The following is a 22,460-nucleotide window of genomic DNA, read 5'->3' as shown; positions in this document are numbered from 1 at the left end:
TTGGCTGATGCGGGAGGCCGGAGCGTCCTGCGACACCTAACCTACCAGAGGCGGAGACGCGCCGCTAGAACAGCGTGTTCTGGTCCTCCATGCCGCGCATCGCGTCGTAGTCGAGCACGAGGCAGCGGATCCCGCGGTCCTCGGCGAGGGTGCGCGCCTGCGGTTTGATCTCCTGCGCTGCGAAGACGCCCTGCACGGGGGCCAGCACGGGGTCGCGGTTCATGAGTTCGAGGTAGCGGGTGAGCTGCTCGACGCCGTCGATCTCGCCGCGCCGCTTGATCTCGACCGCGACCGCGGCCCCCGCCTCGTCGCGAGCGAGGATGTCGACCGGGCCGATCGCCGTCATGTACTCGCGGCGCACGAGGGTGTGGCCGTCGCCGAGGAGCTCGATCTGGTCGGCCAGGAGCTCCTGCAGGTGCGCCTCGACGCCGTCCTTGATGAGGCCCGGGTCGACACCCAGGTCGTGGCTCGAGTCGTGGATGATCTCGAACAGCGAGACGATGAGCTTGTCGGCGGTCTTCTTGTGCACGACCTGCCACTGCTCGACGATGCCGGCATCGCGGCGCTCGTCGTCGAGCTCGAGGGTCTCGAGCGAGCAGGGCGGGCTCATCCAGTTGAGCGGCTTGTAGGAGCCGCCGTCGGAGTGCACCAGGATCGAGCCGTCGCCCTTCAGCATGAGCACGCGCGTCGCGCGCGGAAGGTGCGCCGAGAGTCGCCCGGCATAGTCAACAGAGCAGTCAGCAACCACGATTCGCACCGGAACAGCCTACCCGTCGATCAGTGCGCGGCCGCGCGGGGTTCGCGCGCGGCGGAGGCGACGAGGCCGGAGAGCAGCACGATCACGGCGAGCGGCCAGAACGCCTGCAGCAGGCCGAAGTGCTCGCCGAGGAAGCCGATCATCATCGGTCCGAGCAGGAACGCGGTGTACGCGATCGCCGACACCGTCGCGACGTCGCGCACCGCGGTCGCGGGCCGGTCGGCCGCTGCCGACATGCCGACGGGGAACCCGAGCGCGCAGCCGATGCCCCAGAGCGCGGCGCCGATCACCGCGGCCCAGACGGCGGGCACGAGGATCACGATGAGCACGCCGACGGTGCAGAGCAGCGCGCCGCCGCGGAGGACGGGCACGCGGCCGAAGCGGGTGAGGAGCGCGGCGCCGGCGAATCGGGTCGCGGTCATGCAGACGAAGAACACGCCGAGGACGAGGGTGCCGGTGGCGTTCGCGATGTCGCGCCCGTCGACGAGCGCGAGCGGCATCCAGTCGGCGGCGACGCCCTCGGCGAGGCTCATGCTGAGCGTGATGAGGCCGATGAGCAGGATCCGGGGATCGCGCCAGGGGCTGCGCGTCGGCGCGGGCTCGGCGGGCGCGCCCGCCGGGATCACGGGGATCGAGCCGGTGATGGCGGAGGCTGCGGTGCGGGTCTCGGCGGCGCGCTGCGCCGCGTGCTCGTCGTGCGGGACGAAGCGGACGGCGACGAGCGCGACCGCGACGACGAGCACGAAGATGATCGAGACGTGCACCGGGACGGGGATGCCGAGCTTCTCGGCGAGGGCGCCGATGCCCATGGCGCTGACGCTGCCGAGGCTGAAGCCCGCGTGCAGGGCGGGCATGCGCGGGCGGCCGAGCGCGCGTTCGGCGGCGGCGCCGCTGACGTTCATCGCGACGTCCGAGGTGCTGAACGAGAACCCGTAGATGAAGAGGCAGACGACGCCGGGGATCGTGGCCTCGGTCCAGAAGAGCACGGTCGCGAGCGGCATGGCGACGGCCTGCACGATCGCGCCGATGGTCAGGGTGCGGCGCGGTCCGAGCCAGGTGACGGTGCGGCCCGAGATGAGCAGACCGATGACCGATCCCGCTGCGATGCCGAGCCCGATGAGACTCATCTCGAAGGTGCTGGCGCCGAGGTGGTCGCGGGTGGCGGGGAGGCGGCTCAGCCAGGATCCGAACCCGAGCCCGAAGACCGTGAAGATCGCGAGGATCCCGCCGACCCAGACGCGGGGCGAATGGGCGTAGTGCGGTGCGGGCTGGGACACGGCGGAACTCCTGGGTTCGGGGGCCGCGGGCGGCACCGGTGGCGGATCACGGGCAGTCTTCCGATGCTAGTCGGGGGAGCCCGTGCCGGACTACCCCGCGTAGTGCATGAGCTGCACGAGGTTGCCGCAGGTGTCGTCGAGCACGGCCGTGGTGACCGGCCCCATGGTCGTCGGCTCCTGCGTGAACCGGACGCCGAGCGCGCTCAGGCGGTCGTATTCCGCCTGCACGTCGTCGACGGCGAACTGGGCCGCGGGGATCCCGTCGGCGACGAGTGCCGCGGTGTACGCCCGGGCGGCGGGGTGCAGGTTGGGCTCGAGCAGCAGTTCGGCGCCGTCGGGATCCGCGGCGGACACGACGGTGATCCAGCGGGCGGCGCCGGTGGGGACGTCGTGCTTCGCCAGGAAGCCGAGCGTCTCGGTGTAGAAGGCCTTCGCGCGGTCCTGATCGTCGACGAAGACCTGGGTGAGGCGGATCTGCAGGGTCATGGGGGCTCCTGTCGTTCGGATGCTGCGGGGGACGAGTGATGTTACGTCGAGTATGCGCGGCCCGGGCTCAGACGCCCAGGACGATCCAGCGGCCGCCGCGGGCGCGGAGCCAGAGCGTGATGGCGCGCGCGGCCATGAAGACGAGGGTGAACCCGGCGGTGAGCGCGATGAGCGCCGGCGTGCCCGTGGGGACGGTCGTCGTGAGGAGCCAGAGCACGGGGAGGTACACGGCGAGGTTCACGAGGCTGGTCCACGCGAGGTAGCGGGCGTCGCCCGCGCCCATGAGCACGCCGTCGAGCACGAACACGAAGCCGCCGAGCGGGAGCGAGATGCCGAGCACGATGAGCGCGGGCGGCAGGATCTCGAGCACGCGCGGATCGCTGCTGAACACCCGGCCGAGCACCGGGCTCGTCGCGATGAGTACGAGACCGACGACGGCCCCGCAGAGCAGCCCCCAGAACAGGGTGCGCCGCACGACGGCGCGGGCGCCCGGTTCGTCGCGCCGGCCGAGCGCGTCGCCGACGAGCGCCTGCGCGGCGATCGCGAGGGCGTCGAGGGCGAACGCCGCGGTCGAGAAGACGGTGAAGACGACCTGGTAGCCGGCGGTCGCGACGGTGCCGTGGCTCGTCGCCGCAGCCACGGTGAGCAGCAGCGCTGCGCGGAGGCCGAGGGTGCGGATGAACAGCCAGCCGCCGCTGCGCCCGGCGTGCGCGAGGCCGTCGCGGTGGGGGAGCAGGCTCGCCCCGTGGGCGCGGGCATGCCGTGAGACCACGACGACGTAGACGAGCACCATGCCCCACTGCGCGGCAACGGTGCCCCAGGCGCTGCCGCCGATGCCCCAGCCGAGCCCGTAGATGAACACCCAGTTGAGCACGGCGTTGACGGCGAAGCCGATCGTGGCGACGGCGAGCGGGGTCTTCGTGTCCTGCATGCCGCGCAGGAGGCCGGTCGCGGCGAAGACCACGAGCATGGCCGGGATGCCGAGGCACGAGACCGAGAGGTAGATGCGCGCCTGCGCGGCCGTGTCGGGCGAGGCGCCGAACGCATCGACCAGCGGCCCGCCGACGGCCCAGAGCAGCGCGGCGACGACCGCGCCGAGCGCGAGCGCGAGCCAGAGGCCGTCGACGCCGGCCTGCACCGCGCCCCGCAGGTCGCCGGCGCCACGACGCCGCGCGACCATCGGGGTCGTGGCGTACGCCAGGAAGATCATGAGGCCGACGGCGGTCTGCAGGATCGCGCCGGCGACCGCGAGGCCGGCCAGCGAACTCGCACCCAGGTGGCCGACGAGCGCCGAATCGACGATGAGGAAGAGGGGCTCCGCGATGAGCGCGCCGAGCGCCGGGATCGCGAGCGACGCGATCCGGCGGTCGATCGTACGGCGCCCCTCGCGGGGCGCGCTGCTCGAACTGGGTGCCGTGTCTGACATGGGTTCCACGCTAGCGCCGGGCACCGACATCGGAGCGGCTCGAGAGCACGATGTTCGGAAACAGGTACGTAGCAAGCGCTCGTTTCTGTTTTTTCGACTTTTCAGACATGGGTGAGTTATTGATTGCAGTTTTCTCGCGTAGTCTGACGTGATGGATCTGTCGATGTTCGAAAAAGGGATGCCCGGTGCGTTCGTTCCGATCCATGGAACGGATCCGCAGCTCGGTGAGTGGAGCCACTCAGCGTTCATGCCCGAACCGCTCCCCAGCGAGTGCCCTGTGCTCACTCCCGAGACCTATCTCGTCGTGCTGAAGGCCCGGGCTGCGCTCGCGGCGCTCGACGCGACCGCGCGGCAGCTTCCGAACCCGACGCTCTTCCGTTCCCCGGCGCTTCGCCGGGAGGCGCAGAGCACTTCGGCGCTCGAAGGGACATATGCGCCGCTGTCAGACGTGCTGACCGCCGATGAGGACGCGCCCGCGACGCCAGAGCTCACCGAGGTACTCAACTACGTCACGATGGCGAACTTCGGCTTCGACCGTGTGGCGTCGGGGCAGCCGATCTCGGTCTCGCTACTGAACGAACTTCATGCGCTGCTGATGCGGGGTACACCTCTTGAAGCGGCATCGGGGTCGGTCCGGGACAGGCAAGTCGTCATCGGCAGGAGAGCGGAGGCCGATCCCTTCGGGTTCCCAGTGCACGCCGCACGATTCGTGCCGCCGCCGGCCTCACCGGAGCTCGAGCGACGAGTGCGCGATCTGAGCGATTGGATGCGTGTCGATCACTCGAGTCGTATCGATCCGGTCGTGGCCGCCGCGATGGCGCACTACCAGTTCGAGACCCTGCACCCGTTCCACGACGGCAACGGGCGCGTGGGGCGCTATCTGATCGTGCTCCACCTGCAGGCGCAAGGCCTCTTGGAGGAGCCGACGCTCACGGTGTCGCCCTGGTTCGAGGCGCGTCGACCGGGATATTACGACAGTCTGCTCGGCGTGAGCACGAAGGGCGACTGGGACGGTTTCGTACGCTTCTTCGCCCAGGGGATCGCGGTCGCCGCCGATACGACGAAGCGGCAGATGCTGGCGCTCGCTCAAGTGCAGGAGCAGCTCGATCAACAGGTCCGGGACTCGCCGCTCAGAGCCCGCACCGCGCATGAACTGGTGCAGTTCGCCGTCGCCAATCCGTCGTTCACCGTGCGCCGTGCGGCGGCCGCGCTCGACCTCTCCTACGGGCGGGTGAACACGCTTGTCGGTCAGTTGGCGGAGCTCGGGATCTTGAAGTTGCTCCAACCGGGTGATGCCCATCGGCGGTTCACTGCGCCGAGCGTGCTGCGGGTACTGGTGCAGGCCGAAGGGGAGTGAATGCTCCCGGCCGCTTTGTCGGCCGCTGTGGCTAGGGTGGTCGCATGAGCAACGCAGCCTCCTCCTCCGGCATCGACCTCACCGAGCTCGATCCTGCGGTCCGCCCGCAGGACGACCTGTTCCGTCACGTCAACGGCAAGTGGATCGATCGCACCGAGATCCCGGGCGACAAGGCGCGCTACGGTTCGTTCGCGGTGCTCGCCGAGAACGCCGAGGAGGCGGTGCGCGACATCATCACCGGCACGGATGCTCCCGCGCCCGGCCTCATCGAGGGCGGAGCCGAGGCGGAAGCCGACAAGGTCGCCGCGCTCTACGCCTCGTTCATGGACACCAGCCGCGTCGACTTCCTCGGCGCCGAGCCCATCTGGGACGACCTGGCCCGGGTGCTCGCCGTCTCCTCGATCCCCGAACTCGTGCGGGTCACCGCCGAGCTCGAGCGGCAGGGCCTCGGCGGGTTCTTCGGCATGTACATCGACAACGATCCGGGCGACCCGTCGCGCTACATCGCGTTCGTCATGCAGGGCGGCATCGGCCTGCCCGACGAGTCGTACTACCGCGAGGAACAGTTCGCCGGGATCCGCGAGCAATACGTCGCGCACATCGAGCGCATGCTCGACCTGGTCGGCGTGAGCGAGGCCGATCGACTCGCCGGCCTCGCGTTCGACCTCGAGCGTCGGATCGCCTCCTCGCACTGGGACACGGTGGCGAGCCGCGACATCCAGAAGCTCTACAACCTGCGCACCTTCGCCGGGCTGCAGGAGATCACCCCGCAGCTCGACTGGTCGGCGTACCTCGGTGCGATGGGCGCGCCCGAGAGCGCGTTCGCCGAGGTGGTCGCCGCGCAGCCCGAGGCCCTCGCCGGCCTGGCCGCACTGCTCGTCGACGAGGAGCTCCCGGCCTGGCGGGCCTGGCTCGCCTGGGCCCTCGTCCGCGGTTCGGCCGCGCTGCTCTCGCAGGAGATCTCGCGCGCCAACTTCGACTTCTACGGCACTGCGCTCACCGGTGCGCCCGAGCAGCGCGACCGCTGGCGCCGCGGCGTCTCCTTCGTCGAAGGGGCGATGGGCGAGGCCGTCGGCCGACTGTACGTCGAGCGCCACTTCGACGAGAACTCGAAGGCCGAGATGGACGTGCTCGTCGGACACCTCATCGAGGCCTACCGCGACTCGATCCAGCAGCTCGCCTGGATGAGCCCCGAGACCCGCGAGCGCGCGCTCGACAAGCTCGAGAAGTTCACGCCCAAGATCGGCTACCCGGTGAAGTGGCGCGACTACTCGTCGCTCGCGGTCGACGCGGGCGACCTCGTCGGCAACTCCCGGCGGGTGTCCGAGTTCGAATTCGTGCGCGAGCTCGGCAAGCTCGGCAAGCCGATCGACCGCGACGAGTGGTTCATGACCCCGCAGACGGTCAACGCGTACTACAACCCCGGCTTCAACGAGATCGTGTTCCCCGCGGCGATCCTGCAGCCGCCGTTCTTCGACGCGACGTGGGACGCGGCCACCAACTTCGGCGCGATCGGCGCCGTGATCGGGCACGAGATCGGCCACGGCTTCGACGACCAGGGCTCGCGCTACGACGGCGACGGCCGTCTCACCGACTGGTGGACCGAGCAGGATCGCAGCGCGTTCGAGGAGCGCACGAAGGCGCTCATCGGCCAGTACAACGCGCTCTCGCCCGAGGGTGCCGAAGGGCAGACGGTCAACGGTGAGCTCACCATCGGCGAGAACATCGGCGACCTCTCGGGCCTCGAGATCGCATGGAAGGCGTACCTCCGGGCACTCGACGGCGCCGAGTCGCCGGTCATCGACGGGCTCACGGGCGCCGAGCGCTTCTTCCTCGCCTGGGCCCAGGCCTGGCAGCAGAAGTCCCGCCCCGAGGAGGTCGTGCGCCTGCTGACCATCGACCCGCACTCGCCCAACGAGTTCCGGTGCAACCAGATCGTGCGCAACCTCGCCCCGTTCCACGAGGCCTACGGCACGAAGCCGGGCGACGAGCTCTGGCTCGACGCCGACGAGCGCGTCAGCATCTGGTGAGCTGAAGCGCGGTAGTCGTGAGCAGCTTCGTCGGCGGCTTGCTGCGAGGGATCGGACTCCCGCAGGAAGCTGCGGCGCGGCTGTCCGGCCCGCGGCCGCCACTGCCCGCCCGGCTCCCCGTGAGCGATCTGGCGCGGGACGCCGTCGGCGCGTTCGCGCTCGCCGCGGAGGCCGCGCGCGATGCCGCGACGGGCAAGTCCCATGCGCGGCCACCGGAGCGAGCCGAACCGGTGGGGCTCGACCCGATCCGCATCGCCGTGTCGTTCCGCAGCGACCAGCTCGGCCGGCTCGACGGTCAGTCCCCTCCGGTCTGGGCGCCGCTCTCCGGGTTCTTCCCGGCGGCCGACGGGTGGGTGCGCACCCACGCCAACTATCCGTGGCACGCCGCGGCGCTGCGCGCCGTGCTCGGCCTCGGACCGGACGCAGGCGGCGACGCGGTGGCCGCGGCGATCGCCGAGCGCGGCGCACGCGAGCTCGAGGATGCCGTGTTCCGGGCGGGAGGCCTCGCGGTCGCCGTGCATGAGCCCGACGCGTGGGCCGCGCAACGCGGAGCACCCACGGCGCCGATCCGCGTGGATCGTGCCGGCCGGGCGCGCGCCGTTCTCGGGGCGGATCCGGAACGACCCCTCGACGGTGTCCGGGTGCTCGACCTCACCCGGGTCATCGCCGGTCCCGTCGCGACGCGCGCGCTCGCGGGCCTCGGCGCCGACGTGCTGCGCGTCGATTCGCCGGTGCGACCCGAACCGCTCTGGCAGTGGCTCGACACGGGGCGCGGCAAGCGCTCGAGCCTGCTCGACCTCGAGGATCGCGCCGACCGGTCCCGGTTCGCCGAGCTCCTGGCGGAGGCGGACGTCGTGGTCACGGGGGCACGCCCCGGGGCGCTCGCGCGCTTCGGACTCGAACCCGAGCAGATCGCCGAGTCCCGGCCGGGCACCGTCACCGCGCGGGTGCGTGCGTGGGCTCCCGGCGGCGACTGGGGCGAGCGGCGGGGGTTCGACAGCCTCGTCCAGGCGGCCTCCGGCATCGCCGCCGTCGAATCCGCGGACCGCGAGAACCCGGGGAAGCTGCCGGCGCAGGCGCTCGACCACTCCGGCGGGGCGCTGCTCGCGGCCGGGATCACCGCGCTCCTCGCCGAGCGGAACGCGGGCGCCGTCGAGGTGACACTGGAGAGCATCGGGCGGGCGCTGCTCGCGGCCGGCGCGGCGGCGAGCACCGGTGCGGCGGCGAGTTCCGGCGCGGGTTCGATCGAGCCCGAACTGATCTCCGCGGTTGGCGGCTTCGTACCGGAGGCCGCGCCGAGCCTCTGGGGCGCCCTGGGAATCGTCGGCGAAGCGTATCTGCCGAGCTGGCAATCGGATCCGGGACCTTGGGCCGGGAGTGCATTCGGTGAGGATCCGCCGCGATGGCGCTGAGCACCACCGGCGCTGCGCGCGGCCGGGAATGCCGCTCACCCGGTGCCGGTTACGACACGTGTCGCCCGATTCGCGCGGGTGGACCGATCTGGCGCATACTGAAGTGTTGCGAATGCGAGACATTCGCAGACTTCGCATGTTGCATCGCACCGGGCAACGCCGGACCGTACCGGCGGACGAGCAGATTGGACGGATCATGACCGAGCACCCGCAGCCCACGCAGAGCACGGCCGCGGCCGCCCACGACGCCTGGCGGGTCGCGCGTCGCGAGGCCGTCACCTCTGCCACGGGCAACCTCAGCCTGGTCGAGACCCGCTGGTTCCCCGCGGGCACGACAGCGCAGGAGGCGGGCATCACCGCCGAGGCCGAGCGCTCAGCCGCGCGTGCCGAGGGGCGCGGTGATCGCGTCACCGTGACCGAGCTGCAGCGCCGCGACCTCACCACCGGAGAGCCCGAATACGGCATCCGCGTGTGGGACGCCGATTCGGCGGCGATCCGCGCCTTCGACGGCACCGCCACCTTCGACTACGACCCCGCGTGGGTGATCGAGGCCGAGTTCACGCCCGTCGCCTCCGATCGCACGATCCCGTTCGAGCACATCCGCGACGCCGGGCTCACCCGCGACCTCGTCGTCCCGGGGGACATCGCCTTCGAGCGCGATGGCGAGCGCTTCACCCTCTCGGCGTTCGACGACGACGGCCAGCTGCTGCTCGTGTTCGGCGATCCGACGAACCGCGCGACCGACGGGACGCAGAGCTACGGCGCGGGCCGCTTCCTCTTCGTGCCGCGCGACGCGGGCGCCTTTGGCGAGGCCGGCCGGGTGACGCTCGACTTCAACCGCGCCTTCGTGCCGCCGTGCGGCTTCTCGGCGCAGTACAACTGCCCGATGCCGCCGGCGCAGAACCGTCTGCCCTGGCCGATCCTCGCGGGCGAGCGCCTGCCCGAGTTCCGCGACGGCTTCGACATCTACACGGTGTGACCGGAGCGGATCCTGCGCGAACCGGATCCGCCGCACGCACCCACCTGCTCAGCACCACTGCCCGACCCGAAGGAATCCCATGATCTCTCTGAAGCGGAAGGCCCTCGCGGCCGCTGCGGCCCTCACCGTCTCGGCCCTCGCCCTGACGGGCTGCGCCCAGGGCGGCGGCGCGAGCGCCGGCGGAGCCGACGCGACGATCCGCATCGGATCGCTCTACGAGCCCGTCAACCTGAGCAACGTCGCGGGCGGCGGCCAGGGCGTCACCGAGGCGCTCACCGGCAACGTCTACGAGAGCCTCTTCAAGCTGAACGACGACGGCACCATCTCGCCGCTGCTCGCAACGAAGCACGAGATGAGCTCCGACGGACTCACCTACACCTTCACGCTGCGCGACGGCGTGAAGTTCCACTCGGGCAAGGCGCTGACCTCCGCCGATGTGAAGGCGAGCATCGAGGCAGTGCTCGCGCCCGACTCCCAGTCGGCGCGCAAGTCGAGCCTCGAGGTGATCAAGAGCATCGAGACGCCCGACGCGCACACCGTGAAGGTCGACCTCAAGCAGCGCTCGATCTCGTTCCCCTACCTGCTCTCGTACATCTGGGTGGTGAACGCCGACGCCAAGAATCTCGAGAAGCAGGAGGACGGCACCGGGCCGTACACGCTCGGCGAGTGGAAGCGCGGCAGCACCCTGACGCTGAACCGCTGGAACGGCTACTGGGGCGAGAAGGCGAAGAACGGCAAGGTCGTGTTCTCGTACTTCACCGACGCGACGGCCGAGGACACGGCGCTCACGAGCGGACGCCTCGACCTGATCACGAGCGTGCAGAACCCCGATGCGCTGCCGCAGTTCGAGAAGAGCGGCAAGTTCACGATCAACGACGGCAAGTCGACCACCAAGGAGCTGCTCGCCTTCAACGATAAGGCGAAGCCGTTCACCGACGCCAAGGTGCGCCAGGCGATCTACTCGGCGATCGATCGCAAGAAGCTGCTGAACGCGATCTGGGGCGACTACGGCACCCTGATCGGTTCGATGGTGCCGCCGAGCGACCCCTGGTACGAGGACCTCACGACGCTGAACCCCTACGACCCTGCGCGCTCGAAGACCCTGCTCGCGGAGGCCGGGCTGGCGAACGGCTTCACCTTCACGCTCGACACCCCGAGCTACGATCCGCACCCCGCGGTCGCCGAGTTCCTGCAGTCGGAGCTGAAGAAGGTCGGGATCACGGTCAAGATCAACACGATCAGCGCCGACGAGTGGTACACGAAGGTGTTCAAGAACCACGATTTCGAGGCGACGCTGCAGGAGCACGTCAACGATCGCGACGTGGTCTGGTACGGCAACCCCGAGTTCTACTGGGGCTACGACAACCCGCAGGTCACGAAGTGGATCGACGAGGCCGAGCAGGCCTCGAGCGAGGCCGAGCAAGTCAAGCTGCTGAAGCAGGCCAACCGGCAGATCGCTACCGATGCGGCGAGCGCGTGGCTGTACCTGTACCCGCAGATCGTGGTCGCGTCGAAGGACGTCAGCGGATACCCGGTCAACGGGCTGAACTCGCAGTTCCCCGCCTATAACATCGTCAAGAAGTAGCTCGAAGACGCGAGGGTGCCGGGGGCCGCTGGTCCCCGGCACCCTCGCGTCGGTGGCGGCGACCGCCCGACCCGTGGGAAGGAGTGCACGATGCTCGGCTATCTGCTGCGCCGCGGCGCGCTCCTGATCGGATCGCTCGCGGTCGCGATGATCGTGATCTTCGTGCTGCTGCGCCTGCTGCCCGGCGATCCGGCGAACGCGCTGCTCTCGGTGAGCGCGACTCCCGAGCAGATCGCGGCGGCGCGCAAGCAGGTGGGATCGGATCAGCCGCTGCTCGTGCAGTTCGGTGCCTGGGCGGCCCAGATGCTGCGCTTCGATCTGGGCGAGTCCCTCATCACCGGTGCGCCGGTCGGACCCGAGATCTCCTCGCGACTGCGGGTGACGCTGCCGCTCACGCTCCTTGCGTTCGGCATCGCGCTGGTGCTGTCGGTCGCGGCGGGCGTGACCGCGGCGGTGCAGTCGGACCGCTGGTACGGCACGCTGCTGTCGGGCGTCGCGCAGCTCGGCATCGCGGTCCCCGTGTTCTGGATCGGGATCATCCTCGTGTGGGTCTTCGGGCTCGGGCTCGGCTGGTTCCCGACGGGCGGGTTCCCCGCGGACGACTGGTCGGATCCGGCGGGGGCGTTCTCGTCGCTCGTGCTGCCCGCGCTGGCCATCGGACTCGTGATGGGGGCCTCGCTGACCCGCTACATCCGGTCGGCGACGCTCGACGTGCTCGGCAGCGACTACCTGCGCACGGCGCGGGCGCACGGATCGGGCTTCGGAGAGGCGCTGTGGCGGCACGGGCTGCGCAACGGCGCGGTGCCGGTCGTCTCGGTGCTCGGCATCGAGCTCGCGACGACGCTGCTCGGGGCGGTCGTGGTCGAGAGCGTCTACGCGCTGCCGGGGCTCGGCAGCTACCTCGTCGACGGCATCGCGAAGCACGACTTCGCCGCGATCCAGGGGGTGCTCGTCGTGACCACCCTGCTGGTGCTGCTCGTCGGCTTCGCGGCCGATGTCGTGCAGCGCCTCATCGATCCCCGGCTGCGGGCGAGCGTGGGGGTGGCGTCGTGAAGCGCGCAACGCTCTGGATCGGCCTGGGCCTCGTCTCGGTCGTGGTGCTCGTCGCCCTCGTCTCGCTCGTGTGGCTGCCGTACCCGCTCGACGACACCTCCGGCGGGCGCCTGTCGCAGCCCTCGGGGGAGCACCTGCTCGGCACCGACAAGCTGGGGCGCGACCTGCTCAGCCAGCTCATGGTCGGCGCCCGCATCGCGCTCCTGGTCGGCGCGGGATCGGTCGTGATCGCGACGCTCATCGGGGTGACCCTCGGCCTCATCGCGGCGTTCGCGGCCCCGTGGCTCGACGACTCGATCTCGGCGCTCCTCGACGTGGCCATCGCGTTCCCCGTGCTGCTCACGGCCATGCTCATCGTCGCGCTGCAGCCGCCGTCGCTGGGCTCGGCGATCCTCGCGATCGGGCTCGGCATGTCCGCGGTCGTCGCGCGCATCGCGCGGATCCTCGCGAAGCGGGTCGTCGGATCGCAGTACGTCACCGCGGCGCGCACGAGCGGCACGCGCACGCTCGGGATCGTGCGGCGCCACGTGCTGCCGAACATCGCGCCCACGCTCGCGGTCACTCTCGCCCTGCAGTTCGGCGCGGCCGTGCTCGCAGAGGCGAGCCTCTCGTACCTGGGACTCGGCGCTCCGCCGCCCAACGCGTCGTGGGGCCGCCTGCTGCAGGAGGCGCAGGGCACCGTGCTCGAGGCCCCGGTCGGCGCGATCGCACCGGGTATCGCGCTCGTGGTGCTCGTGCTCGGCGTGAACTTCGTGGCGGACGGCCTGCGCGATGCGGCCGACCCCACTCGGCGCAGGAGGCGATCCGCATGAGCGTTCAGACCGGCGAGCGGGCGGGCGCGGGCGCGCCGCTGCTCCGCGTCGAGGGACTCACCGTCTCGGCGGGTGCCGGGGCGGAGGCGACCGAGCTCGTGCGCGGCATCTCGTTCGAGATCGCCGCGGGCGAGCGGGTCGGCCTGATCGGCGAGTCCGGCTCGGGCAAGTCCCTCACCGCGCTCGCGATCGCGGGCCTGCTGCCCGCCGGGCTGTCGGCCGGCGGTTCCGCCGTGCTCTCCGGCGTCGAGACCATCGGCGCGAGCGAAGCCGAGCTGCGGCCGCTGCGCGGACCCGCGATCGGTTTCGTGTTCCAGGAGCCGCTCACCGCGCTCGACCCGCTGATGCGGGTCGGCAGGCAGATCGCCGAACCGCTGCGACGGCACCGCGGCCTCCGCGGTGCCGAGCTCGACCGGGCGGTCGCAGAATCCCTCACCGAGGTGCGGCTCGAGGATCCGCGACTCGCCCGCGCCTACCCGCACGAGCTGTCGGGCGGGCAGCGGCAGCGCATCGCGATCGCGATCGCCCTCGCCGCGCGTCCGGCGCTGCTCGTCGCCGATGAGCCCACGACCGCGCTCGACGTGACCGTGCAGGCCGAGGTGCTCGGGCTGCTCGACCGGCTCGTCGCCGAGCGCGGCATGGGCCTGCTCTTCATCAGCCACGACCTGGCGGTGGTCTCGCAGCAGACCTCGCGGGTGCTCGTGCTGCGTGCGGGCGAGGCCGTCGAACGGGGCGCGGTCGCCGATCTGGTGCGCGCTCCGCAGCATCCGTACACGGCGCAGCTCGTCTCGCACGCGCGAGCGCTCGACGCGGCGCTCGACGGCGCGGCGGGCGGCGGGAGCACCGCGGCGGACGGCCGCGGCGGAGACGCAGGGGGCGACGCATGACCGTGCTCGAGGCCGCGAACGTCGACTTCGCCTACGGTCGCCGCCCGATCCTGCACGGGGTCTCGCTGCGGCTCGGCGCGGGCGAGTCCGTCGGTGTCGTCGGCGAGTCCGGTGCCGGCAAGTCGACGCTGCTCTCGCTGCTGCTCGGCCTCGCGGCGCCCTCGGCGGGCGAGGTGCGGTTCGACGGAGTCCCGCTGCGGCTGCGCGATCGGGCCGCGATGCGGCGGTTCCGCTCGGGCGTGCAGGCGGTGTTCCAGGATCCGTACTCGTCGCTCGATCCCCGGCAGCGCGTCGACCGGATCGTGGCAGAACCCCTCGAGTCGCTCGGGATCGCGCGCGGCGCCGACGCGGCGGATCGGGTGCGGGCCGCGCTGGCCTCGGTCGGGCTGCCCGAGGACGCCGCGCTGCGGTATCCGCACGAGTTCTCGGGCGGGCAGCGGCAGCGCATCGCGATCGCCCGGGCCACGGTCGTGCGCCCGCGCGTGCTCATCGCCGACGAGCCGGTGAGCGCCCTCGACGTGAGCACGCGTACCCAGGTGATCGACCTGGTGAACGAGCTGCGCGCGACGACGGGCCTCGCGCTCGTCATGGTGTCGCACGACCTCGGGGCCGTCGCCGCGACTTGCGAGCGCACGCTCGTGCTCGAGGGCGGTCGCGTGGTCGAGGAGGGCCCCACCCCGGGCATCCTGTCGACGCCGCGCGAGGACTACACGCGCCGACTCATCTCGGCGATCCCGCGGCTGCCGGGGTAGTCGCGATCGGCTCTGCGGCAGCGCTTCGGCCGGAGCGCAGGTCGTCCCGGCGTCGATCAGAGGCTCCGGTTCGGGCTGCCTCGGCGATCCAGCGCTCGCGCTGCCGTTCGCTCGCGGCGCCGACGCCCAGCATGCGCCGCACCGGGAACGGGCGCACACCGCAATAGCGCATCGTGTGCCGGGAGACCTGGCGCGCGGCCGGGGTCCCCACGAACGGCAGCGCGATCCGAGGGGTGTCGGCGAGCAGGTACATGCGACCGCGGCGCCCGGTGAGCAGGCCCTGCGGGAGGCCCACGGGCGACATCCGGTACTCCTGCTGCGGCAGCAGGGCGCGGTCGAAGAAGCCCTTGAGCAGCGCGGGTACCGATGCCCACCACATCGGGGTGGCGATCACGATGCGTTCTGCGGCGTGCAGGGCGTCGCGCGCGTCCTGCAGATCGGCTTCGATCGGGATCCGCTTGCGATAGCCGAAGCGCATGTGCGGATCGAAGTCGAGGTCTCGGAGTGCGAGCAGGCGAGCGTCGCCGTGCCCGTCCGCGTAGCTGCGGGCGATCGCCGAGGTGAGCGAATCGGGGTTCGGGTGTCCGTCGATGACGAGGGCGGTGGGCATCCGGCGATCCAATCTTGACAGTGTCTATTTATGTGGGCAGTGTCAAGATAAGGAATGATGTTGCTCGTGTCAAGTTCCCGAGAGGCCTACCACCACGGTCGGCTGGCCCAGGCGCTGGAGGACGCGGCCATGCAGCTGCTCGAGCGCAAGCCCGCGACCGAGATCAGTCTGCGCGAGGTCGCGCGCGCGGCCGACGTCAGCCACAACGCTCCGTACCACCACTTCACCGACCGGCGCGGGCTGCTGAAAGCGCTCGCCGAGCGCAGCATGGGGGAGCTGCTGGCCGGCGTGCGGGACGCGGTCGGCGGCGCCCGAGCCGCCGGCGGGCCCGTCGACGCGCTGCTCGCGGGCGGCAGCGCCTACATCCGGTTCGCCGTCGAGCACCCGAACGCCTTCACCGCCGTCTACGACCCGACGGTGTGCATCCCGGGCGCCCCGACCGAGACGATGGCGCCGCTCATCGAGGAGCTCGAAACGATCCTGGGGTCGACCGCGGCCGCGGTCGGTCTCGGATCCGAGAGCGATGCGCTCGCGCTGTGGGGGCTGATGCACGGCCTCGGCACCCTCTGCGCGGCGGGGCACTTCCCGGCCGCGGCGGCGCAGGCCGCATTCGCGGCGGGTGCGACCCGCATGCTGCCGAACTGACGACCCGAGCAGCTCGGTCGAGCGCTCAGGCCGCGATGTGCTCCTCGCAGGAGGCGCCCGCGTGGGACGCGCACAGCACGAGGCGCTTGCGGCAGGCCGGGTCGGCGCAGTTCGCGAGCTGCTTCGACGCCTCGCCGCAGACGGCGCAGCGCCCGAGCACCGCGGCCCCCGGAGCGAAGTCCATCGACTCGCGGCCGTCGAACACCGCGAGGGATCCCTCCCAGAGCCCGTCGTTGCCGAAGGCCTCGCCGTACTTCACGATCCCGCCGTCGATCTGGTAGACCTCGCCGAACCCCCGCTCGACCATCGCGGCCGAGAGGATCTCGCAGCGGATCCCGCCCGTGCAGTAGGTCACGACCGGGCGACCCTTGAGGTCGTCGAATGTGCCGCTCTCGATCTGCTCGATGAACCCGTGGGTGGTGCGCACGTCGGGCACGACCGCGTCCTTGAATCGGCCGATCTCGGCCTCCCACGCGTTGCGGCCGTCGAAGAACACGACCTCCTCGCCGCGCTCCGCGACCAGTTCGTTGACCTGCTGCGGCGACAGGTGCGTACCGCCGCCGACCACGCCGTTCTCGTCGACCACGGTCTCGTCGGGGATCCCGAACGCGACCAGCTCGTCGCGCGCCTTCACACTGAGCTTCGGGAAGTCGGCGATGCGCCGCCAGGGCGCGCGCCGGTCGACGCCGTGCAGCGGCTCGGCCGCATCGGGTTCGAACGCGGTGCCCTCGCTCCACTTCGGCACGAGCGCGGCGAACGGCGCGTACGCCTTCGTGCGACGCAGGTACTGCTTGCAGGCGTCGAGCTCGCCGCCGACGGTCAGATTGATGCCGTGCTTCGAGATGATGATGCGGCCGCGGAGGCCGAGGGACTCGCACAGCTCGCGCTGCCAGAGGCGCACCGCCTCGGGATCGGGGACGGGGGCGAAGGCATAGGCGAGCAGGATCTTGGGCGCGGACACCCGTCAATGGTAGGCGACGTGCCCGCGCCCGCGCCGTGTCTCAGCGTCCGGCTGCGAACTCGGCGTAGGGGGCGCGCTCCGCGCGTGCGAGGAGCAGGCGCTCGCGCAGCTCGGGCGACGCCGCCGCCCCGGCCGCGGTCAGTGCGAGCGCGATCGCGCCGTCGATGGCTGCGCGATCACCGGCTTCGGAACGCGCTGCCGCAGCGAAGTCGGGGTGGTGCGGCGACGCCGAGGTCCCGCGGATCTCGAGCATCGGATGGATCGCGGGCAGGTACTGCGAAACGTTTCCCATGTCGGTCGAACCGCCGACGAAGCCGCGGGGCGGTTCGCCGAGCACGTAGTCCAGCTCCTCGGTCACGGCGCGATCCCAGAGCGCCGAGAGCTCTGCGTGCGAATCGAGCGGCTCGTAGGGAGCTTCGGTCTGCTCGATCGCCCACTCGCAGCCGGTGGCGATGGCCGCCCCCTCGGCCACGCGACGCACCTGATCGCGCGCCGCGGCCCACTCCTCGGGATCGGTGCCCCGGATCTCGATCTCCATGAGCCCGCGTGCCGGGATCACGTTCGTGGCTTCGCCCGCTTCGACTACCCGCGACGCGACGACGATCGACTTCGGCAGCTGCTGCCGGAGCAGGCCGATGCCGACCTGCGTCAGTGTGACGGCGTCGCCCGCGTTGATCCCCGTGTGGGGCATCGCTGCGGCGTGCGCGGCACGGCCGGTGAACTCGATCTCGATGTGCTCGAGCGCGAGCGTGAGGTGGCCGCTCGCGGGCAACTGCCCCGCGGGGGCCGGGTGCACCATCAGCGAGAGCGCCGCATCGTCCCAGGCGCCCCGCTGCAGCAGCAGGATCTTCCCGCCCCCGTCCTCCTCGGCCGGTGTGCCGAGCAGGACCACGCGCAGGCCCAGCTCATCGGCGACCTCGGCCAGTCCGAGCGCCGCGCCCACCGAGGCGGTCGCGATCACGTTGTGCCCGCAGGCATGGCCCACCGTGGGGAGGGCGTCGTACTCGCAGGGGATCACGACGGTGAGATCGCCGGTCCCGAAGACGCCCTCGACGGAGGTCGGCAGCTCGTACGCGCCTCGGGTCACGGCGAAACCGCGGCGCTCGAGCAGGGCGGCCACGCGTTCGGCGGCGCGGACCTCGGCGAAGGCCAGCTCTGGGTCGTCGCTGATCTCGTGGCTCAGGCGCAGCAGATCGGCTTCGGCCGCGGCGATGGCGGAGCGGATGCGGTCGGTGGTCATCAGAGCGCCTCCTCGGCGATCGGGGTGTTGGGGGAGTCGGGAGTGTTCGGGGCTTCGACGGTGCTCGCATCGCCCGCGGGCACGCGATCCCGCAGCCGCATGGCGAGCACCGTCGCGACGGCTCCGAGCAGCGCGAAGAATGCGAAGGTGAGCTGGAACGCGACGAAGGGGGCGGGAACCTCGGCGAGGTCGGCTCCGGCCGGAGCCGAGGCTGCGGTGAGCACGGTCATGAGCGTCGCGATCACGGCGCCCGAGATCGATCCGCCGATGGTGCGTCCGGTGTTGTAGATGCCCGAGATGGACGCAGCGGACTCCTGCGGAGCACGCTCCACGACGATGCCGGGCATGGTGGCGAGCAGGATCCCGAGGGCGAACCAGGATACGGCGAAACAGGCGGTGGCGAACACGGCGTTGCCGGGGCCGGTCGCGAGCACGCACATGGTCGCCGTGACGATCGCAGTGCCGATCATGACGGTCGTGCGCACGCTCAGCGCGCGACGGAGCAGGGGCGTCGCGAAGGAGCCGAGGCTCGAGGAGATGCCGGTGATGGCGAAGATCAGGCCGACGGCACCGGGGGAGACACCGGCGCCGTACCCGGCCGCCTCGGGCGACGCGGTGAGGTAGAGCACCATCGGTGTCTGGGAACCGAACATGACCATCGCGGCGAGCAGCCCGAGCGCGAGGGGGACGCCGAGACGAATGCGGCGCAGCAGCGCCAGGTCGAAGAGCGGGGTCGTCGCGCGGAGCTCGACGAGGACGAAGGCCGCGAGCGCGAGTGCGCCGACCGCTGCCGGGATGAGGGCATCGGGTGCGAGCCATCCGGCGGACGGGCCGTTCGCCAGACCGTACATGATTCCGGCCACGCCCAGCCCGAGCAGCAGGGCGCCCCACCAGTCGACGCTGCGTCGGCTGTCGCCCGGAGTCGCGGGAACCGCGACGAGCAGGACGAGAGTGATGATCGCGAGTCCGACGGCGGGAACGCTCTGCGTCAGGACGAGGTTTCCGCTCCACTCCATGATCGTGCCGCCGAAGAGCGCTCCGAGCGCGACGCCGATGGTCAGGGTGCCTACCAGTGCGCCGACGATGCGCGCGGCGTTCTGGGATCGGTGATGCTTCAGCGTCGCCATCTCGAGCGGGAGCAGCGCCGCGACCGGGCCCTGGACGATCACGCCGATGAGGAGCAGCGGGAAGCTCGGGGCGAAGGCGATGAGCAGAGAGCCGATCGCCGTGCATGCGGCGCAGACGACGAGCAGCACCTTGGCGCCGAAGCGGTCGGCCAGCATCGTCATGAGAGGCACGGAGACGGCCGAGGAGAGCAGCCCGACGGTGAGCACCCAGTTGAGCGCGCCGTCGCCGACGCGGTAGTGGGTGCCGATGGTGTCGAGCAGCGGCACGATCCAGCCCTGCACGAGGCCGCCGAACAGCTCGAGCAGGATGAAAGCGGGGACGAGCAGCGGTGCGGCCTGTCTGAGACCGGTGTGCTCGACGGAGGAGTTCGTCATTGAGGTTCCTATTCGCAGGGGAGGGCCTGCGCTTCTACACTCGTGTCAGGCCCGCAGACAGCGTGCCAGTATCGCGAGAAGTCCGTGATGAATGCAGAGAATCTGCAATTGGAGGTGCCCGGATGCCGGAAAACCTCGATTCGGCGCTCGAAGCACTCGACCTGCAGATCCTCAACGCCATGCAGCTCGATCCTCGGATCCCCTGGAACGCGGTCGCACGGGTCGTCGGCGTGGATGCCGCTACCGTGGCCAGGCGCTGGGCGCGCATCGAGTCGGAGGGACGGGCCTGGATCTCGCTCACCGAGGGGCCGAGGCGGATGCCCGTCGCCGCCTTCATCGAGTTCTCCTGCGAACCGGGCCGCGTCCTCGAGGTCGCGGATCGCGTGGCCGTCGACGACCGCGTCGCCTCGCTCGACCTCACCGCCGGCCGCCGCGACCTCCTCGCGACCCTCTTCGCCCGCACTGAGGATGCACTGGCCGATCACGTGCTCTCGGAACTGGGAGCGCTGCCCGGCGTGCGCAGCATGCAGACCCACGTGCTCGACCGGATCATGCGGATCGGCTCGGACTGGAGTCTCGGAACGCTGTCCGCCGAACAGCGCGCACGGATCCCGATGCCGCGGCCGCCACGGGCCGGATCCGCGAAGCGGGTGGATCCCGCACTCGCCGACGCGCTCGTCGAGCTGCTGCGCAGGGACGGTCGCGCATCGTTCGCCGAACTGGGGGCCGCGCTCGGGATCAGCGCGCAGCGCGCTGCCGACGCGGTGGCCCGGCTGCGCCGTTCGGGAGACGTCGTGCTGCGGGTCGACGTCGCGCTCCGCCAATCGAACTGGCCGGTGGCCGCCTGGTACTTCATCCAGGCTCCCGCGGAGACCGTGATCGGCAGCAGCGCGGCGCTCGCCGATCTCGACGCAGTGCAGGTCGCGGCCTCGGTCACCGGGCCCTATCCGCTGATCGTGGCCGCCGGAGCGACCTCCCGGGCGGAGGCGCTCGACTTCGAGGCGCAGCTCGAGCGGAGACTGCCGCGCGCCAGGGTCGCCGACCGCTCGCTGATCCTCAGGGTCCGCAAGCATCTCGGCCGCGCGCTCGACGCCCGCGGGCTCGCCCGCTCGGCGACCGCGGAGCAGAACGGCTGGACCGGTCCAGACTGAAGCGGGCTTGTGCGAGTCCCGCCGCAGGATCGAGACTTGCGATGCACACCCGTCTGCGCACGACCCGGGAGACCGTCATGACCGCCGAAGCCGACCCGAACGCCCACACCCGCATGCACTCGGTCTCCGAGGAGACCCGGAGCATCGTCGACCTGGTGCTCGACTACTCCCGGCGCCGCCTGCTGGCCACCGACACCCCGCTCGACCACGCGTCCTCGCCGGGCGAGCTGACCCGCCTCGCGGGCCGCACCATCAGCGAGGAGGGCATCGGCGCGAGCCGCGCGCTCGCCGCCTTCGAGATGGTGCTCGCGCCCGCCTGCATCACGACCGATCACCCGCAGTACCTCTCGTTCATCCCGAGCGCCCCGTCGAAGGCCGCGATGGCGTTCGACCTCGTCGTCTCGGCGAGCGCGCTGTACGGCGGATCCTGGCTCGAGGGATCGGGTGCCGTGCACGCCGAGAACGAGGTGCTGACGTGGCTCGCCGGCGAGTTCGGCCTGCCCGCCGGAGCCGGCGGCGTGTTCGTGCAGGGCGGCACCATCGGCAACCTCTCCGCGCTCGTCGCGGCCCGCGACACCGCCCGCCGCGCCCGCACCGGGGCGGGGCTTCCCGCCCGCCCCGAAGGCGGCTGGGCGGTCGTCTGCAGCGCCGAAGCGCACTCCTCGGTGAAGTCCGCGGCCGAGATCATGGACGTCGACGTGATCGCCGTGCCCGGCGGCGACACCGGATCCCTCTCGGCCGCCGCCGTGCGCGAGGCGCTCGAGTCCGACGGCGAGCGCGTGTTCGCGGTCGTCGCGACCGGTGGATCCACGAACTTCGGCATCGTCGACGACATCGCGGGCGTCGCCGCGCTGAAGGACGACTTCGACTTCTGGCTGCACGTCGACGGCGCCTACGGCCTCACCGCGATGCTGTCGCCGCTCGCCCGGCACCACTTCGCGGGCGTCGAGCGCGCCGACTCGGTGATCGTCGACCCGCACAAGTGGCTGTTCGCGCCCTACGACGTGTGCGCGCTGATCTACCGCGATCCCGAGAACGGCCGCCTCGCGCACACCCAGCACGCCGAGTACCTCGACGTGCTCACCGAGCAGGCGGCCTACGACCCCTCCGACTACTCGATCCAGCTGACGCGCCGGCCGCGCGGCCTGCCGCTCTGGTTCTCGCTCGCGACCTACGGCGCCGCGACCTACCGGGACGCGGTGACGCACTCGATCGCGCTCGCCCGCCGCATCGCCGACGAGATCGAGCGACGCCCGGGCTTCTCGCTCGTGCGCGATCCGCAGCTCTCGGTCGTCGTGTTCGAGCGCGACGGCTGGTCGAAGGCCGATTACGAGCGGTGGTCGGATCAGCTGCTCGAGGACCAGCAGGCGTTCGTGGTGCCGAGCTCGCACGCGGGACGCACCAACGCCCGCTTTGCGATCGTGAACCCGCTCACCACCTTCGAGCAGCTCACCGCGATCCTCGACTCGATGAAGTAGTCGCCTCCGCGCCGGTCGGCGCTTGACCTTGACGTTACGTCAAGTTCTAGCGTTGAATCG

The 22,460-nt window shown here is 71.2% G+C and carries 20 protein-coding genes; 12 read left to right on the top strand and 8 right to left on the bottom strand.

Annotated features, from left to right (window positions below):
- Positions 1-64: 64 nt before the first annotated feature.
- The 4 genes from nucS to ABD169_RS01010 form a co-directional block, all read right to left on the bottom strand.
- Positions 65-757, bottom strand: a complete 693-nt coding sequence (gene nucS, locus ABD169_RS01025) for an endonuclease NucS (RefSeq protein ID WP_344028165.1) — start codon at positions 755-757, stop codon at positions 65-67.
- Between the two features lie 20 nt (positions 758-777).
- Positions 778-2,034, bottom strand: coding sequence for an MFS transporter (locus ABD169_RS01020; RefSeq protein ID WP_425560936.1), 1,257 nt, complete (start codon positions 2,032-2,034; stop codon positions 778-780).
- 90 nt (positions 2,035-2,124) lie between these two features.
- Positions 2,125-2,520, bottom strand: coding sequence for a VOC family protein (locus ABD169_RS01015; protein WP_344028158.1), 396 nt, complete (start codon positions 2,518-2,520; stop codon positions 2,125-2,127).
- A 67-nt stretch (positions 2,521-2,587) separates the two neighbouring features.
- Positions 2,588-3,946, bottom strand: coding sequence for an MATE family efflux transporter (locus ABD169_RS01010; protein ID WP_344028156.1), 1,359 nt, complete (start codon positions 3,944-3,946; stop codon positions 2,588-2,590).
- Positions 3,947-4,097: 151 nt separating this feature from the next.
- On the opposite strand from ABD169_RS01010, the gene ABD169_RS01005 reads away from it, so the two are divergent.
- The 9 genes from ABD169_RS01005 (at position 4,098) to ABD169_RS00965 (ending at position 14,813) form a co-directional block, all read left to right on the top strand.
- On the top strand, positions 4,098-5,303 hold the full coding sequence (locus ABD169_RS01005) for a Fic family protein (protein ID WP_344028153.1): 1,206 nt from the start codon (positions 4,098-4,100) through the stop codon (positions 5,301-5,303).
- A gap of 44 nt (positions 5,304-5,347) precedes the next feature.
- The gene (locus ABD169_RS01000; protein WP_344028150.1) at positions 5,348-7,333 is read left to right on the top strand and encodes a M13 family metallopeptidase; all 1,986 of its coding nucleotides are present in this window, start codon (positions 5,348-5,350) and stop codon (positions 7,331-7,333) included.
- A 17-nt stretch (positions 7,334-7,350) separates the two neighbouring features.
- Positions 7,351-8,745, top strand: coding sequence for a CoA transferase (locus ABD169_RS00995; RefSeq protein WP_344028146.1), 1,395 nt, complete (start codon positions 7,351-7,353; stop codon positions 8,743-8,745).
- A gap of 196 nt (positions 8,746-8,941) precedes the next feature.
- Complete coding sequence (locus ABD169_RS00990; protein ID WP_344028143.1) at positions 8,942-9,724, top strand: DUF1684 domain-containing protein; 783 nt, start codon at positions 8,942-8,944, stop codon at positions 9,722-9,724.
- A gap of 79 nt (positions 9,725-9,803) precedes the next feature.
- Positions 9,804-11,309 (top strand): ABC transporter substrate-binding protein, encoded by a 1,506-nt coding sequence (locus ABD169_RS00985; protein ID WP_344028140.1) that lies wholly within the window; start codon positions 9,804-9,806, stop codon positions 11,307-11,309.
- 90 nt (positions 11,310-11,399) lie between these two features.
- Entirely contained in the window at positions 11,400-12,362 is a 963-nt protein-coding gene (locus ABD169_RS00980) for an ABC transporter permease (RefSeq protein ID WP_046454904.1), read from the top strand.
- Positions 12,359-13,174, top strand: a complete 816-nt coding sequence (locus ABD169_RS00975) for an ABC transporter permease (RefSeq protein WP_344028135.1) — start codon at positions 12,359-12,361, stop codon at positions 13,172-13,174. Before ABD169_RS00980 ends, ABD169_RS00975 begins: the two co-directional genes overlap by 4 nt.
- A complete protein-coding gene (locus tag ABD169_RS00970; protein ID WP_344028132.1) occupies positions 13,171-14,061 on the top strand; it encodes an ATP-binding cassette domain-containing protein in 891 nt (296 codons plus the stop codon). Before ABD169_RS00975 ends, ABD169_RS00970 begins: the two co-directional genes overlap by 4 nt.
- On the top strand, positions 14,058-14,813 hold the full coding sequence (locus ABD169_RS00965) for an ABC transporter ATP-binding protein (RefSeq protein WP_344028129.1): 756 nt from the start codon (positions 14,058-14,060) through the stop codon (positions 14,811-14,813). The genes ABD169_RS00970 and ABD169_RS00965 overlap by 4 nt, the downstream gene beginning before the upstream one ends.
- Here ABD169_RS00965 and ABD169_RS00960 read toward each other — a convergent pair.
- Complete coding sequence (locus tag ABD169_RS00960) at positions 14,782-15,423, bottom strand: NAD(P)H-dependent oxidoreductase (RefSeq protein WP_344028126.1); 642 nt, start codon at positions 15,421-15,423, stop codon at positions 14,782-14,784. The genes ABD169_RS00965 and ABD169_RS00960 overlap by 32 nt on opposite strands.
- Before the next feature lie 66 nt (positions 15,424-15,489).
- Here ABD169_RS00960 and ABD169_RS00955 point away from each other — a divergent pair, with 66 nt between their 5' ends.
- Positions 15,490-16,068: a TetR/AcrR family transcriptional regulator gene (locus tag ABD169_RS00955; protein WP_344028123.1), complete on the top strand. Its 579-nt coding sequence runs from the start codon at positions 15,490-15,492 to the stop codon at positions 16,066-16,068.
- 25 nt (positions 16,069-16,093) lie between these two features.
- On the opposite strand, the gene trhO is transcribed toward ABD169_RS00955, so the two are convergent.
- The 3 genes from trhO to ABD169_RS00940 are packed head-to-tail and all read right to left on the bottom strand — an operon-like array spanning position 16,094 to position 19,771.
- Complete coding sequence (gene trhO / locus ABD169_RS00950) at positions 16,094-17,029, bottom strand: oxygen-dependent tRNA uridine(34) hydroxylase TrhO (protein ID WP_344028119.1); 936 nt, start codon at positions 17,027-17,029, stop codon at positions 16,094-16,096.
- A 40-nt stretch (positions 17,030-17,069) separates the two neighbouring features.
- Positions 17,070-18,269, bottom strand: coding sequence for an amidohydrolase (locus tag ABD169_RS00945; RefSeq protein WP_344028116.1), 1,200 nt, complete (start codon positions 18,267-18,269; stop codon positions 17,070-17,072).
- The gene (locus ABD169_RS00940; protein ID WP_344028113.1) at positions 18,269-19,771 is read right to left on the bottom strand and encodes an MFS transporter; all 1,503 of its coding nucleotides are present in this window, start codon (positions 19,769-19,771) and stop codon (positions 18,269-18,271) included. The genes ABD169_RS00945 and ABD169_RS00940 overlap by 1 nt, the downstream gene beginning before the upstream one ends.
- 122 nt (positions 19,772-19,893) lie before the next feature.
- Between ABD169_RS00940 and ABD169_RS00935 the strand changes: the two genes are divergently transcribed.
- Together ABD169_RS00935 and ABD169_RS00930 are read left to right on the top strand one after the other, a co-directional pair.
- Positions 19,894-20,922, top strand: a complete 1,029-nt coding sequence (locus ABD169_RS00935; protein ID WP_344028110.1) for an Lrp/AsnC family transcriptional regulator — start codon at positions 19,894-19,896, stop codon at positions 20,920-20,922.
- Positions 20,923-20,999: 77 nt separating this feature from the next.
- On the top strand, positions 21,000-22,400 hold the full coding sequence (locus ABD169_RS00930) for a pyridoxal phosphate-dependent decarboxylase family protein (protein WP_344031598.1): 1,401 nt from the start codon (positions 21,000-21,002) through the stop codon (positions 22,398-22,400).
- Positions 22,401-22,460: the final 60 nt, after the last annotated feature.

Source organism: Leucobacter iarius, assembly GCF_039530105.1.
Classification (GTDB): domain Bacteria; phylum Actinomycetota; class Actinomycetes; order Actinomycetales; family Microbacteriaceae; genus Leucobacter; species Leucobacter iarius.
Note: the sequence above shows the minus strand (reverse complement) of the source record. Positions and strands in the feature narration are given on the sequence as shown.

What these genes read in the sequence shown, in the direction of transcription:
- ABD169_RS01015 (WP_344028158.1), bottom strand. Translation starts at nt 2,520, where the DNA reads ATGACCCTGCAGATCCGCCTCACCCAGGTCTTCGTCGACGATCAGGAC.
- ABD169_RS01010 (WP_344028156.1), bottom strand. Translation starts at nt 3,946, where the DNA reads ATGTCAGACACGGCACCCAGTTCGAGCAGCGCGCCCCGCGAGGGGCGC.
- ABD169_RS01005 (WP_344028153.1), top strand. Translation starts at nt 4,098, where the DNA reads ATGGATCTGTCGATGTTCGAAAAAGGGATGCCCGGTGCGTTCGTTCCG.
- ABD169_RS01000 (WP_344028150.1), top strand. Translation starts at nt 5,348, where the DNA reads ATGAGCAACGCAGCCTCCTCCTCCGGCATCGACCTCACCGAGCTCGAT.
- ABD169_RS00990 (WP_344028143.1), top strand. Translation starts at nt 8,942, where the DNA reads ATGACCGAGCACCCGCAGCCCACGCAGAGCACGGCCGCGGCCGCCCAC.
- ABD169_RS00985 (WP_344028140.1), top strand. Translation starts at nt 9,804, where the DNA reads ATGATCTCTCTGAAGCGGAAGGCCCTCGCGGCCGCTGCGGCCCTCACC.
- ABD169_RS00980 (WP_046454904.1), top strand. Translation starts at nt 11,400, where the DNA reads ATGCTCGGCTATCTGCTGCGCCGCGGCGCGCTCCTGATCGGATCGCTC.
- ABD169_RS00970 (WP_344028132.1), top strand. Translation starts at nt 13,171, where the DNA reads ATGAGCGTTCAGACCGGCGAGCGGGCGGGCGCGGGCGCGCCGCTGCTC.
- ABD169_RS00965 (WP_344028129.1), top strand. Translation starts at nt 14,058, where the DNA reads ATGACCGTGCTCGAGGCCGCGAACGTCGACTTCGCCTACGGTCGCCGC.
- ABD169_RS00960 (WP_344028126.1), bottom strand. Translation starts at nt 15,423, where the DNA reads ATGCCCACCGCCCTCGTCATCGACGGACACCCGAACCCCGATTCGCTC.
- ABD169_RS00945 (WP_344028116.1), bottom strand. Translation starts at nt 18,269, where the DNA reads ATGACCACCGACCGCATCCGCTCCGCCATCGCCGCGGCCGAAGCCGAT.
- ABD169_RS00940 (WP_344028113.1), bottom strand. Translation starts at nt 19,771, where the DNA reads ATGACGAACTCCTCCGTCGAGCACACCGGTCTCAGACAGGCCGCACCG.
- ABD169_RS00935 (WP_344028110.1), top strand. Translation starts at nt 19,894, where the DNA reads ATGCCGGAAAACCTCGATTCGGCGCTCGAAGCACTCGACCTGCAGATC.
- ABD169_RS00930 (WP_344031598.1), top strand. Translation starts at nt 21,000, where the DNA reads ATGACCGCCGAAGCCGACCCGAACGCCCACACCCGCATGCACTCGGTC.